The organism is Algimonas ampicilliniresistens (genome assembly GCF_030159955.1).
Lineage (GTDB): Bacteria > Pseudomonadota > Alphaproteobacteria > Caulobacterales > Maricaulaceae > Litorimonas > Litorimonas ampicilliniresistens.
The window spans coordinates 1,343,200-1,357,995 of record NZ_BSNK01000002.1 but is presented as its reverse complement, the minus strand read 5'-3'; the positions used below and the strand labels follow the sequence as shown (position 1 = coordinate 1,357,995).

8 protein-coding genes are annotated in these 14,796 nt (G+C 54.7%); 1 reads left to right on the top strand and 7 read right to left on the bottom strand.

Translation table 11 applies throughout. The annotated features are described in order from the left end of the window. Positions 1-47: 47 nt before the first annotated feature. Together QQL54_RS14380 and QQL54_RS14375 are read right to left on the bottom strand one after the other, a co-directional pair. Entirely contained in the window at positions 48-3,191 is a 3,144-nt protein-coding gene (locus QQL54_RS14380; protein ID WP_284392037.1) for an efflux RND transporter permease subunit, read from the bottom strand. Positions 3,192-3,194: 3 nt separating this feature from the next. Continuing rightward, on the bottom strand, positions 3,195-4,457 hold the full coding sequence (locus tag QQL54_RS14375) for an efflux RND transporter periplasmic adaptor subunit (protein WP_284392035.1): 1,263 nt from the start codon (positions 4,455-4,457) through the stop codon (positions 3,195-3,197). Between the two features lie 216 nt (positions 4,458-4,673). Here QQL54_RS14375 and QQL54_RS14370 point away from each other — a divergent pair, with 216 nt between their 5' ends. Next, complete coding sequence (locus QQL54_RS14370; RefSeq protein ID WP_284392033.1) at positions 4,674-6,311, top strand: tryptophan halogenase family protein; 1,638 nt, start codon at positions 4,674-4,676, stop codon at positions 6,309-6,311. Here QQL54_RS14370 and QQL54_RS14365 read toward each other — a convergent pair. The 5 genes from QQL54_RS14365 to acs all read right to left on the bottom strand — a co-directional run bounded on the left by QQL54_RS14365 (position 6,296) and on the right by acs (position 14,781). Then, on the bottom strand, positions 6,296-7,093 hold the full coding sequence (locus QQL54_RS14365; RefSeq protein WP_284392031.1) for a hypothetical protein: 798 nt from the start codon (positions 7,091-7,093) through the stop codon (positions 6,296-6,298). The two genes, QQL54_RS14370 and QQL54_RS14365, sit on opposite strands and share 16 nt — an antisense overlap. Positions 7,094-7,155: 62 nt before the next feature. Beyond that, entirely contained in the window at positions 7,156-10,281 is a 3,126-nt protein-coding gene (locus QQL54_RS14360; protein WP_284392030.1) for a TonB-dependent receptor plug domain-containing protein, read from the bottom strand. A gap of 190 nt (positions 10,282-10,471) precedes the next feature. Further along, the gene (locus QQL54_RS14355) at positions 10,472-11,818 is read right to left on the bottom strand and encodes an alpha/beta hydrolase family protein (protein ID WP_284392029.1); all 1,347 of its coding nucleotides are present in this window, start codon (positions 11,816-11,818) and stop codon (positions 10,472-10,474) included. 87 nt (positions 11,819-11,905) lie between these two features. Further along, entirely contained in the window at positions 11,906-12,724 is an 819-nt protein-coding gene (locus QQL54_RS14350) for a LytR/AlgR family response regulator transcription factor (protein ID WP_284392026.1), read from the bottom strand. Between the two features lie 110 nt (positions 12,725-12,834). Continuing rightward, complete coding sequence (gene acs, locus QQL54_RS14345; protein WP_284392024.1) at positions 12,835-14,781, bottom strand: acetate--CoA ligase; 1,947 nt, start codon at positions 14,779-14,781, stop codon at positions 12,835-12,837. Between the last annotated feature and the right edge of the window lie 15 nt (positions 14,782-14,796).

Sequence of the window (14,796 nt, the reverse complement as noted above, 5' to 3'; positions counted from 1 at the left end):
GCATAGAGACGTCGTTCAGGAAAGCCTTGGCTCGCCTGAGGTGAGGACTATTCCGCCGGCACGATAGCTCCGGAGGTTGGTCTATCCTCGATCGTTGCGGCGAAACGCGGCTGTTCTTGGCCCTTCACCAGATAGATGAAGAAGCGGCGGATATCCGCGCCGATGCCGTAAAGCGCCGGAACGAAGAACAATGTCACGAACAGAGCGAAAAAGACGCCAAACGCCAAGCTAATCCCGATCGGAATGAGCCACTGCGCCTGCAGCGATTTTTCCGTCAGCAAGGGCAGAAGCCCGACAAAGGTCGTCAGCGACGTCAGCAGGATCGGACGGAACCGTCTGACGCCCGCTTCAACGAGGGCCTGAGCCCCATCCATACCGCGATCCCGCAGCTTATGGACGTAATCCAACAGAACGAGGTTGTCGTTCACCGCCACCCCGGCTGCGGCAAACATACCGAGCAATGAGAGTAGAGACATGGTGTACCCCATAGTCAGATGTCCCAAAATCATGCCGCAATAGCAGAATGGGATCGCCGCCAGCAGGATCAGGATCGGCTCAAAATAGGACCGGAACGAGACCGCGACGAGGAAGTAGGCCACACCAATCGCGATTAGGAAGAAGGTGAAGAGTTCTTGTTGGAACTCTGCCTCGCCTTGCGCTCGACCGATATTGCCGCGCGTTACAGCTGGGTGGATTTGTTCGAACGTCTCGAAAAAATCTTCGTTTAGCGCTTCACGGATTTCATCAATCCGTTCTTCCTCGACTTCCGCCGAGATGATGATGGCCCGTTGACGCTCACGCCGCAAAATACGGTTTGTGCCCGGTTCAAAGCGAATATCCGCAACCGTTTGCAACGGAAGTTGCCGTCCATCGCTCGTCCGAATGCGGATCGAATTCAGGAAGTCGAGTGATTCACGATCAATGCGGGGGTACCGCACATAGACGCGCACATCTTCACCGTCGCGGGGCAGTCGCTGCACCTCTTCACCGAAGAAGCCCTGACGAACTTGCCGCGCCACATCTGAGGCCGTCACACCGAGAGCTTCCGCGCCGGGCTTCAGATCAAATTGAACCTCTTCTGTCGCGCTTTCCATGTCGTTGACGACATTGAAGACGCCGTCATAGCTTCTCAATTGAGCCATCAGATCATCACCTGCGGCCGTTAGGTCCTCGAAGGATTTAGCGTTCAGGACATACTGAAGCGCGGGTCCATTATTGCCGTCGCCATATTCAACGGAGATATTCTCCGCATCCGGCACATCGCCAATCAATTCGCGAAGCCGCTCAGCCGCTTCACTGACCTGTAGCGCACGATCTTCTGGCGGCACCAGTTTGACGAGCGCAAGCACATTATTGTCACGCGAACGCGTGTACCAATTCTCGATCAGTTCGCCGTCTTTCGCCGCGATTTCTTGCTGTAGCTCATGCTCAGCGTCTTGGATTTGAGCCAGAACTTCGAGTGTGCGTGAGTAAGGTGTGCCTTCCGGAAGCTCGACCGTAATGTCGATTTGATCGGATTCGCCCTGCGGGAAGAACACGGATTTGACGAGGCCGTTACTGACCAGTCCGATGGACAAGATCATGATGCCGACAAAGATCGACGCGGTCAGGTATCGGCGACGCAAAGCCCCCGTGATCATCGGTCGATAGACCTTTTCGGCCAATGTCGTCAGGCTATCCGAAATCTTTTTCTGAACACGCATAATCCGGCTTTTCGGATTGATCGGTTTCATATGCACGAGGTGAGCCGGCAAGATCAGCAGTGACTCAATTAATGAGAACAGCAGCGACAGGATCACCACGAGAGAAATGGCCCGCGTAAATTCGCTCGTCCCGCCTGACAGATACATCCATGGGGCGAAGAAGATCATCGTGGTCAAGACCGCGAAAATCACCGGTTTCTTCACCATGTTCGTTCCGTTGACGGCGGCGTCTAGCCCGGTCTCACCCTCTTCCGTTTTGAAGTGAATGGCTTCGCCGACAATGATCGCGTCATCCACGATCACACCGATCACCAGCAAAAAGGCGAAGGTCGAGATCATGTTAAACGACACGTCAAAAAGCGGCAGCAAGGCCAGTCCGCCCGCAAAGGCGGTCGCAATCCCAATCGACACCCAGATCGCAATCTTGGGGCGGAGGAACAGCATCAATGTTAGGCAAACCAACAATAATCCGAAGAAGAAGTTCGACGTAATCGAGTTGATCCGGCCTTTATAATCGTCCGCAGAATCGTTCCAGACTGTGATCGACACACCGTCGGGCAGGTCTGCGTTGATCTTCTCCAGATAGCCTTTCACGTTCGCTGACATCTTGATGATGTCCATGCTGGGACCGCTCATAACTTGAACCAGAATCGTCCGCTGGCCATTCACTGTCGCCATCAGATTAACTTCTTCAAAGCCGTCGATCACGGTCGCGACATCCTTGACCCGGATGGTCGCCCCACCCGATTCTTGGCGAACAATGATGTTCTCGAAGTCTTCCTGACTGTCGGCCTGATTGCGTGTGCGAAGTTGCACCGACCCAATTTCCGTTCGGACTCGTCCCGACGAACTATTTACCGATGTGCCCCGCACGGCAGTCGCGACATCATTAAAGGTCAGGCCATATTGGCGCAAAGCTGTCTCTGACACTTCGATCGAGACTTCCTCATTCCGAACGCCAAACAGATCAACGGACGGCACATAACCCAGCAGGGCGACCTCACGTCGTGTCTTCTCGGCAAAGCGTTTCAGCTCGCGTTCCGTCACCGTGTCATCGCCCATAACGGCCAAACGGATCATTTCTTGTTGGTTTCGGAAAATATTGACCTGCGGTTCTTCGGCCGCTGGTGGGAAATTATTGATCCCATCAACCGCACGTTTCACGTCGGCCATCAGTCTCGCTTCATCGACGCCGTTCTTACCCTGAACCGTGACGGAGCCGCCGCCTTCGCCAGCGAAGGCCCACATTCGGTTGACTCCGTCCACGACGGAGAGAGCCTCTTCCATCCGCACGACAATCTGTTCTTCAACATCCTGTGGCGACGCCCCAGGCCAAGACACATAAGTCCAAGCCCCTGGAAATTCGACATAGGGTTCGAGCTCGCGCTCAATCGTGAGGTAACTGACCAATCCGCCAACAAGGCAGATGATCATAAGAAGATTTGCGGCGACTGAATTGGAGGCCCACCAGCGGATAATACGGTCCATGATCTATTCTCCCGCGCCAGCAGCGGTCGGTTCTACAACCTCGATTTTCATCCCATCAGCGACGCCACGGATCGGCGATGTAATGGTCGCATCCCCAGCCCGCAGACCGCTGCCAATGACAACTTGGGTCCGTTCGGACGACAGGACTTCGACAGTTTTGATAGTCAGCGTACCGTCGTCATTCGCGACATAGACCTGATCATCTCCGCGAAGGGCGGCACGCGGAATTGTGACAACATTATCTAGAGTCGGTCCTGCAATATCGGCTTCAACATAAAGCCCTGGCGCGAGCGGCGCCTTCTGAGATGCGTCGACACCGAACGGTTGGCGAACTTCGGCATAGGCATGCAACACGCGCGATTGGCTGTCATATCGGCTATCGGTGCGCGCGATGATGCCCTCCCATTCCGTATATTGCCCCGCCACATTAGCAGAGAGTGTGACTGGAACGGTCGTGTCGCCGCCCGCTTCATAACCAAGATAGAGCCCTGCCTGACGTAAATCAGACTGCGAGAGCGGCAAACGAACATCCATAATGTCCGTGGCATAAATATCGCCGAGACGGTTGTTCGCACCCACAAACTCACCCGCATCGACCAGACGTGTCGTCACACGGCCATGAAAGGGCGCGCGGATATTTGTGCGCGAGAGCTGTAGCTCAGCTTCAGCGAGTTGAGCCTTGGCAGCTTCCAATCGGGCAGCGGCTTCCGCCATTTGTGGTTCACGCAATGTCAGCGGCGTTGGTGTGCCGCCCGTGCCAAGGTCCGCCCAATCCATCCGGGCGAGTTCAGCTTCTGATTTCTCGCGTGCGAGAACCGTATCCGCCTGAGACACATTGGCCCGGGCCTGAATGACGCGCAATTTATACTCTGCCGGATCGATTTGGATGAGGAGATCACCGCGACTGAACCGTCCGCCTTCAATAAAGCTTGGCGACATGTAGGTAATTCGACCACTCACTTCGGTGACGATGTTGATTTCTGTCCGCGGCTGAACTTCGCCTTGGGCTTTGACGGTCAGCGTTACCGAGCCTGTCTGGGCACGCGTCGTCAGGACGGGCAAAGCCTTGATTGGATCTTCGGTTTCTTCGGGTTCTGGCGCAAATGCGCTCATGGCGACCGTTCCGCCGATGGCCGCCACTAAAACGACAACGGGCAGGACAAAAATGAGTGCCCTTAAAATCCAAAGTTTACGGGGCTTTCGGCGCGATTTCGCTGCCGATTCGTTCCCCTGCGCCAAAGTGTTTTGCGCTCCCAAGCTTTGCATCGTCATCTCCTTTAGCCGGCTGGCACGCCGGTGACAGTGTCTCAATAGCAGCATTATTATTGTTTTTCAATAAGGATTTATTGAAAAACAGCGCGCCACTCGTGTTGTCAGAGCCTTCCCACTTCAGTCCAAATGACCCTGAACCCTGTCGATCATCCTTGCATGATCAAGGTTATTTGCCCATTCAAATGGACCTCAAGAGTAGGAATTCACGACATGAAACGCGTAGTAATCGTTGGTGGCGGCTCGGCTGGATGGATGAGTGCGGCCTATTTGGACGGCGCACTCAATGATCGGGGTCGCAACAAAACCGTTGAGATCACATTGATCGAATCGCCTGATGTTCCCCGCATCTCAGTCGGGGAAGCGACTGTGCCGTCGATCCACCACATCTTAGATGTGGTCGGATTGAACGAAGCCGACTTCATGAAGAAGACGGACGCGACCTTCAAACAATCGATCAAATATGTGAACTGGCTGGAGAATAAAGGTGAAGCCTATCACCACCCATTTAGCCGTTTCACGCCGGGCCCGATTGACAGAACGGGTCAGCGCTGGATGGAAAGTCGCCGTGATATTCCATTCGTCGAAACTGTTTCTGCGCAGGCCGTCCTATCCGACATCAATTTGAGCCCACGCCCGTTAGGGCAGACCCAGTTCGCGGCCCAGCTCAAATATGCCTATCATTTCGATGCGCAGCTCTATGCCGACTATTTGAGCGAAGTCGCGGTTGCGCGCGGGGTCCAGCACGTCCGAGCTAATGTTGTCGGCGCAACAAAAGATGATGACGGCTACCTCGAAAGCGTGACCCTTGAAGATGGGACAATGGTCGAAGCCGACTTCTTTATCGACTGCACAGGCTTCAAAGCCTTGTTGATGGAAGGAGAGATGGGGGTTGGATGGGATAGCTACGCGCAGTGGCTACTCTGTGACCGCGCTGTGGTCGCGCAATTCCCTTATGAGGATCACTTCCCAGGTGTTGTCCGCCCCTACACCACCTGTACCGCTATGTCGGCCGGCTGGATCTGGGACACACCGACCCAAACCCGGCGCGCTATCGGCTATGTTCACAGCTCTGACTTCATTTCCGAAGAAGATGCGCGGGCTGAACTGCTCGCCTATCAAGATCCAACTCTAAAAGAGTACGACACGCGGACAATCCATTTCAAAGTTGGTCAGAGACAAAAAGTTTGGACCAAAAACTGTATGGCCATCGGCCTGTCGAGTGGTTTCATCGAGCCTCTGGAATCAACGGGCATCTATATGGCGGAGCTCGGCATTGCGATGCTGGCCGAACATTTTCCAAAACGCCGCGAAGATATGGCGGCTCACGCTTATCGCGTGAACCGGATTGTTTCTAATCGCTATTATGAGGTGCTGGACTTCATCAATTTGCACTACTGCCTGTCGCGACGAACCGACACGGCCTTTTGGCGCGAGGTCCAAAAACCCGACCGGATCAATGACCGGTTAAAGGCAAAGCTGGAGCATTGGACGCGCAAGGCGCCATCGCGATCAGATTTCGACGATCAATCCTTCTATGGCCATGATTACGGTCAGTCCGTCAAAAACGACCCTGAGATCGATCCAAGAGCGCCTGTCGATGCTGCCGGTCTATGGGATCACACCAGCTATGAAGCGATCCTGTTTGGAATGGACTTCCGTGGACCGGAATTTGCCGAGCTCGGTACTGACCGCCCCAATTCACATCCCGCTAGAGCCGTGATTGAGACCATCCAAGCCGGTGCCAAAGCGTTGCCACCCCATCATATTTGGCTGCATCAGGCGCTAGGGATGACACCGTGGCCGCCTGCTCAGCCCCCAGCGGGATGGGTCGCTCAGCCATCAAAATAGCCGAGTAAGGCCCGAAGACCGGGCGCGGTGAACTCGACGAGTTGCTTCTGCGCGTCTGGGAGTTCGTTCGGAACGCTGACGCCTTTAAGGTCCAAATTTTCACGCGCGGTCCCGCTTTGCTTCCGGTCCGATCCGATCCGGATACGCGCGCGCCAATCGTCCGGAAGCTCGATACCTGCAAAATCGAACAGATCACGGAAGAAGACTTCCGCAGCATCCGCATCGAGATTTTTCACATGCTCTAAAAGATCTTCATACTTCAACATGCGGGCCTGGGTTCCCATCCAGGCGGCCGCATTATGGAGATAGATTTCCTGCATATTTGGAAACCGTTCGTGGATGCCAAAAATCATCATGTTCAGGAAGTCGGGCATGTCGACGGCATTGTGTTTTAGATTTTCAAGTCCGCCTTGAAAATTGTCCGACAGGAAGAACCGGGCGCGCGCAAGAACCCAGTCATAGGGGTCACGAACAAGCACAATGTGCCGCGCTTCTCTGAGCAAGATGGAGGATGTGTCCGCAAACAAGAGATGACCCCAACTCAGTTTAGCTGGGTCAGCAATCAGCGCGTGATGGTGTTGTTTCAGCGTCGGAAACTGAATGAAATCAACATCATACTGCTGTTCCACGGGCACGAACATTCGGACGATATTTTTAAGCAGATGGCTCCCGCTTTTCGGGACACTATTCAAAAACAGGTTGGTCTTGAGGGGCGCCTGCTCAAATTCCAAATTACGCTCGTTCAAATTGTCGGGCTTAGCAATGACGACAGGCGGTTTCATAAATCTCGATCAAAAAAAAGGCGGGCCGAAGCCCGCCTTCTAACCTTGGCTGGTTGGAACGACTAGCCGAATTTCTTCGACACGTTGAGGAACGCACGGCGACCACGAAGGTCATACTGTGACCCTAGGCCGATAGTGTTGCCCCAAACTTGTGACAGCGTGCTGGCTGGTGGGTGCTCATCAAAGATATTGTTGATACCCGCACGGAACGTCCAGCCACCATCCATCTCATACTGAGTGGAGATGCTGTGGTACCAAGTCGGCTCAAGAATGTACTTGGCGTAAACCGTTGTACCATCTTGGTTGAGCGTAAAGCCACCGTCAGCATTAATCTGCGTCGAGTAATCTTCGATATCATCGAAGCGAGTCCGCAGCGTATCCATCTTGCCGATGTAATCGAAGCTATAACGGATTTGCCAATTGTCAGTTGCCTGAAGGCTGACGTTACCCAGACCTGTCCATTCAGGTTCGCCGACACCGCCATTCAGGAACTGAGAATTGCCGTCGGCCAACAGTAGGATTTCATCTTCCAACTGATGTGACCACTGCGTGTTCACACTCAAAGGACCCCAAGGCGTATCGGTGCGGTAGCGCGCTGTGAAATCAAGACCTTTGTTAGACTGGGTATTGATGTTGATGAACGACGCCCGAACTTCGTCAATCCGGAATGGACCCGTTGCATCAAGTCCGCGATCAAACAGATCGCAGAGAGGCTCGTTCGCGATATCTGCAGAGTCGAGACAACCCGTAACGATTTGGCTAGCGCTCAATGTCGAAATCTCATCATTGATCTGAATTTCGAAATAATCGACAGCCAAGCTAAGATCCGCAAACCCTGGGGTTAGAACGAAACCAATTGTTTTGTTGTCAGATGTTTCGGGTTCCAGAACACCAAAACCACCACCCGTGATAATTTGAGCCGCAATCGGAGCCCCTGTGTAATCGTCTGGGATACCCAGAGCCGCACAGTTTTGTCCAACTTGTGGCGTAATCGACCCGTTTGCGACGCCTGTTCCCCAACCGACACAAGGATCGATCGCACTCTGACGTAGGGCTCCAGTCTCATCCGCAAGGAACTGTTCAAACAGTCCTGGCGCACGGAACGAAGTCCCGATCGAACCGCGCAGACGCAGAATATCGCTAACTTTCCAATCCACAGTGGCGCGGTAGTTGAAACCGTCAACAGTCACAGTTTCTCCAGTGACCCGCTCCGATGTAATCTCTGTGAAGCGACCAGAAACAACGGCTGTCAGATCGTCAAACAAAGTCACATCTTTCAGAAGCGGAATACGCGCCTCAGCATAGATCGCTTTGGTTGACTGTGACCCTTCAGTGATACCCGCATTGGATTCACTGAAACCATTACCGGCCAAGATCGTGTCAGACGGACGGTCATAGATTTCGTCGTCTTGGTAGAACACACCCAGGGCAGCAGACAGCTGACCGGCAGGCAGTTTCAAGACTTCGCCAGAGAGGTAACCTTCAATGGTTGTCTGAGTGTAGTCAGTTTGACCAACGTCAGATGTCAGAAGGAAATCACGTTCCGCGTCAGTCAGTTCACCGGCCAAGAAGCCTGGATCAAACCAACGCACGTCAATACAGGGAATCCCAGCAATATTTGCACCGTCTTCACCTGTAGCACCTGATGTGGTCTGACCCGCACAGGATCCACGCTGGAAGAATTGGCCCGTCGTGGAGTCACCGCGGATAAATTCTTCCCAATATTCACCTGAACTCTTGGAGTGCTGTACGTAAACATCCCAGTCCCAACCAGGAAGAACCATGTTCTCGCTTAACTCACCACGAAGACCACCGACAAGGCGGTAGTAATCAACCGTTGTTTCCTGATCGCCATGATCCGCGATCGCGGTCGGGCTAAACCATGTGTTTGTGCCGCCCCAATCTTGGTAGAGGAAGTTTGGATTAACCTGATCGTCACCGAAAACATCATTGGCACCGTACTGGTAGGTCCAATATTGTTTTTGTGCGTTCGAATAAGTCTGACGACGATTGAACAGCGCTTCACCATAGGCTGTAATATTATCATCCAACTCATACTCACCATCGAACATCAGTGTGATGCGTTCACGTGACGGAATAACAGACTCAGCCCGTTCTAGAGGGGAATATGTGTCATACACATTGTTCGGATTATTGTTCGACACGTCAACACCCGCCCAAGCCGGAAGACCGTCAATGTGAGCTTGCGTGTAGTCGACTTGGTACCAGCCGGCCGGGGCAATAATGCCTGTTCCGTCCAGAGATGTCGGGATACCTGGAACCAGTCCGGCCAAGTTATTGCCACGGTCGAATTGGAAAATCAGGTTGCGTGGGTTTTGCGCGATATTGTCAGCAGCGCCGCCCGTTTGATAGACCCAGACGTGACCCCAAGGCGAACCACCACAGGTTGGAGTACCTGTCCGTGGGTCAATGTTATCGGCACGCGTCGACAAAGATGCGTCCGTAAATGTGTAATCCTCTGAACAATCAAGGTATTCACGATCTCCGCGAGTTAGCTCTTCTTCCTTGATGTAATCACCCGTAATCCGGAAACGACCATGATCGAATGTTTTGCCGTAAGTGGCGCTACCGCGGAACACTTCACCGCCGCCATTCTCAGGAATGGACGTGAACAAGTCGATCTCGCCACCTTCTGATTTGTCAGTCACATAGTTGATGACACCAGCAATCGCATCGGAACCATAAACAGACGAGGCACCATCTTTCAGGATATCAACGCGTTCAATACCAACGAGAGGGATCGAGCCGAGGTCAAAGGAACTCACTGAGCCACGAACCCCAGATGGACCGGCACGACGACCATTGATCAAATCAAGTGTACGATTGGCAGCCAGACCCCGAAGGCCAACTGTCTCACTCCCCAAACCACCATTCTGCACGAATGCATTCGATGACGCAGAGTTCACCTGTGACGAGCCGGATGCTGCTGTTGCGGTCTGCAAGAGACCCGCGATGTCGGCGATGCCTTCGATGCGAGCATCGTCAACACTCAGAACATCCATAGAAACGGGGCTACTGAAGGTACTGGCTTTAATCCGCGAACCGGTAACGACAACCTCGTCATCACCTTCGGTTTCATCATTAGGCACGTCCTGAGCAGCTGCGGTTGAGATCGCAACGGCGGTAATGGCGGATGTCTGTAGCAACACCCTCATATAATTTTTCATATTTAAGTTCCCTTGTGAGCGCGGAATCTCCCCAGACTCCACGCATTCCTGTGGCCGTGTTATTCGCCGACCTGTCCGTTCGTCAACCAAGCAGTCACGATCCTGTCATTTCCCAGTGATGTGAAACATAAAAGTCACACCCCTGTGCAAGGCGCATTCTTATTGTGCAGACGATAAGTCTATCGGGGCGTTAGTCGCGGCAATCGTCACGTCTGGCATGACGTGCGAGGAAATCGAAGGTGGCCGGATAGTTTTCAAGTTGCGCAGCTAAATTGTCCTGACCACCCCGGCGTAGCGGGTTCCCGCCCGAACCGTGTCCGGCCTTTGGATAAATATAGGCCTCGGTCTCAAGTCCATGCACATCACGCGTCGTCTTAATGGCCCGTGACATCTCACCGGATGGCCAGACCGTGTCCATATCACCGCCAACAACAAGCACAGGCTCATCGATCCGCTCGACGAAAATCCGAGCGGGCTCAACACGGTCCGGATTATCCTTGCGACCGAGAGCATGTGCATCGCTCATCGTATAATCGTCGTCACGCCCCCGCGCCGCGAGCGCTCGGCCTATATCTGTGTAAGGAACAAAATCGAGTGGCTCCCCACGCCAAGAAAAGCCTGACGTCTCTCCCGCATTCGCGCCGGCTCCCCAGCCTTCCCAGACAACGTCACTCGGAACGTTAGCGACAACGCTACAGAACCCGCCTCCCGCACTGTCATCTGAAATCAGTGAGCTTGCCAGCAGCACATATTCCGCGCCCTTGGACGTGCCCATCAGCTGGACCGAGTCTGGATTCACACCATCCAGCTGGCGGGCAGCCATGACGGCACGTTCCAGATAGTCGATGGGTAGATCGGCAAAGGCACGAGGCAAGTCGGGAATGGCAGCGCTATTTCCGAACCAAGCAGGCGAATAATAGGGCAAACCGACGACAGTATATCCTGCCTCGACGAAGGCGGGACTGCCGTAGCGCGCGCCGCCATCGCCGCCTTCGGACCCCCCCAGTACAAACAGAATAGGTTCTGCCGCATCAGCCTCGACCCTCCGCCACACAAAGGCGCCGGGAAACTCTGCACCCAGAGCAAATTCGGTATAACTCGCCGGATCGGTGCCAATTCCAATTGTCCGAGATGTTACAGGCTCTCGAGTCGACGTTAGCAGATCGATCTTAAGACGCCCGGGCTGGACCTGGCTGGGTTCATCCGCATAGCTCATCGACCGGATTGGAAAATAGGGATCAGCGGTAGGCTCATCTTTGGCAAGAGTTACGGACGTATCGATCCGGCCATTCGCATCGGATCGATACAGAGTCGATGATCGCTCCGTCGCCGTAGGCGTATAGGCAGACGCCCTTTCTAAATTCAGCCAGTAATCCGTCTCTGGCTCTAAACCCAACACGTCTATGACCGGGGCATCACGCCAAGTGAATCGCTCAGCAGTCTTGATCTCTGGACCCGGCGGCGGTGCTACACAGGCGACTAAAAGCATCAGAGTCGAGAGAGACAGAGCTTGGGTCATCATTGGTGAAGTCGTCATATGAAATTCAGTAGTTGGAAAGAGACGCTGCCAGCCCTTCTTTCCGTCAATCGACAGCATGTCTCCATGAATAGACAGACGGCTAGATCAGAATGCGCGGTCGCGCAGGCGTATGGCCCCGGCGCGACTCGTTGTCAGCGATTGTCCTTTTGGCAGGTGTAGGGTCAGTCGGCCATTGCCGCCGCTTTCGACTGAGAGGATGGCATCCGTACGGACGATGTGTGACCGATGAACGCGCAAAAATGAGTCAGACGGCAGTTCAGTTTCGAACGTATTTAATGACGTCGTTGACAGGAAGGTCGCGTCTCGCGTTACAACTTCCGTGTAATCCCCAGCGCCTGACAGAAGCAGAATATCTGCCAAGGGCGTGGGCCGAATGGTTTTGCCATCCTTGAGGAAAATTTGCCGCGACTGCGGGACTGCGCTCGGCTCCGCTTTAACTTGTCCTCGCTCAGCTTCCAGGCTCGCCAACCGCAAGCGATAGGTCATCGCATAGGCGAACAGCGCAACGACGGCGTAAAGTGTCATGCCCTGGAATAACTGCCAGGTGAGCGCGATTCCTAATAAGGGCCTGCCGACAATTCCGTCGCTCACCCAACCAGCCTGCAACCCATATCCGATCTGAATACCGATATACCAGAGCAGACCGAATCCGATTCCAAGACCCAGATGCCCCAGACTCTGAATGACAAGCCCAGCATCAATCAAGTAGCGCTCGACAAGTCTAACGACTGGCCAGGAGAGAAGAGCCGCCGGTAGCGTATTGATTAACGATCGCTGCACTCCGGATGCCAGACCATCGTCACTAAACGCCCAAAAAATAAGTGTGTAGGCAATGAAAAGCGTAGTCCAGCCTGTCAGGCCAAGCCATCGGCCCCGGCGCTCCAACACAGCTGACTCAATCATATATGCACCTGGATCATGGGAGCCGAACTCGCCGATACACTCTCAATCATCAACAGGCAGATGGTCACGGCTATTCTGAGCATCTCGCAGTTAGCGCTAGCCCAGTCACATTACCCACTCATCCGCCCGTCGATCAGCGCATCGACCACGCTCGGATCCGCTAACGTGCTCGTGTCGCCAAGATTACCATAATCATTGGCGGCAATCTTGCGCAGGATGCGGCGCATAATTTTGCCAGACCGGGTCTTCGGCAAGCCGGAACTGAACTGGATCAGGTCGGGTGACGCTATCGGTCCGATTTCGGTGCGGACATGTTTCACCAGCTCGGCCTTGAGTGCGTCCGTTTCCTCTGTGCCCGCCGTGGTCGTGACATAGGCGTAAATGCCCTGCCCTTTAATATTGTGCGGATAGCCGACCACCGCGCTCTCCGCGACAGATGGGTGAGATCCCAACGCGCTTTCAACCTCGGCGGTACCCATGCGGTGACCGGAGACATTGATGACATCGTCCACGCGGCCCGTAATCCAATACATGCCGTCTTCGTCACGGCGCGCCCCGTCGCCGGTGAAGTAGCTGCCAGGATAGGTGGAGAAGTAAGTCTGTTCGAACCGCTCATGATCGCCATAAACCGTGCGCATCTGGCCCGGCCAGCTTGTCTTCAGGATCAGATTGCCTTCCGTCGCGCCGCTCAGAGTGTTGCCGTCCGCATCCACCAAGGCAGGCTCCACACCGAACATTGGGAATGTCCCCGCCCCCGGCTTCATCGGTGTCGTACCGGGCAAAGGCACAATCATCGCCCCGCCCGTTTCCGTCTGCCACCATGTGTCGATAATCGGACAGCGCCCCTCACCGACCGTGTGAAAATACCATTCCCACGCTTCCGGGTTTATCGGCTCACCAACCGTGCCCAGCAGGCGCAACGAACTGCGGGACGTCTTTTGCACTGGGCCGTCGCCTTCGCGCATCAGCGCACGGATCGCCGTCGGAGCTGTGTAAAACAGCGTCACTTGATGGTCGTCACAGACCTGCCAAAAACGCGACGCATCTGGGTAAGTCGGTATGCCCTCAAACATCACCGTCGTCGCCCCGTTCGCAAGCGGACCATAGACGATATAGGTGTGACCTGTGACCCAGCCGACATCGGCGGAACACCAATAAACATCGTCCTCTTTCAAATCGAATACATAATCATGGGTCATCGCCGCCCAGACGAGATAGCCCCCGCATGTGTGCAGCACGCCTTTGGGCTGCCCGGTCGACCCTGACGTATAGAGGATGAAGAGCGGGTCTTCGGCGCTCATGGGTTCGGGCGAACAGTCACCAGAAACTGACGCGACCGCCTCATGCAGCCAGACATCGCGATCCGCATCCCAGCTAACATCCCCGCCCGTGCGACGCACCACTAGCTGCGTGTCCACACTGACGCCCGCTTTCGCCGCAATCTGGCAGGCCGCATCAGCATTGACCTTAAGCGGCACTGTGCGTCCGCCACGCACGCCTTCGTCGGCCGTGATCAGAATATGGCTGTCGCAATCGACGATCCGCCCTGCCAGCGCCTCTGGCGAGAAGCCGCCAAACACGACGGAATGCACCGCGCCGATCCGGGCGCAGGCGAGCATAGCCACCGCGGCTTCCGGGATCATCGGCATATAAAGCGTAATCCGGTCACCTTTGGTCGCGCCCCGCGCCTTGAGCACATTGGCAAAGCGGCAGACCTCACCGTGCAACTCCCGATACGTCAACTTACGAGAGTTCCCCGGCTCGTCGCCTTCAAACAGGATCGCAACCTTGTCGCCGCGTGTCTCCAGATGCCGATCGAGGCAACTCTCCGTGACGTTTAGAACGCCGTCCTTGTACCACTCAATCTTAACTGGGCTTTCAAACGACCAGTCCCCAACATGGCTCGGTGCCGTCATCCAGTGAACGCGCGCGCCTTGATCCCGAAAGAACCCCTCCCGGTCTGTGACGGATCGTTCGTAAAGCGTGCGGTAGTCAGATGGCTTCAGGTTGGACACTGAGGCGAAATCGGAGGGGATGGGATATTGGCGATCAGTCATTGCAATTGTGTAGCG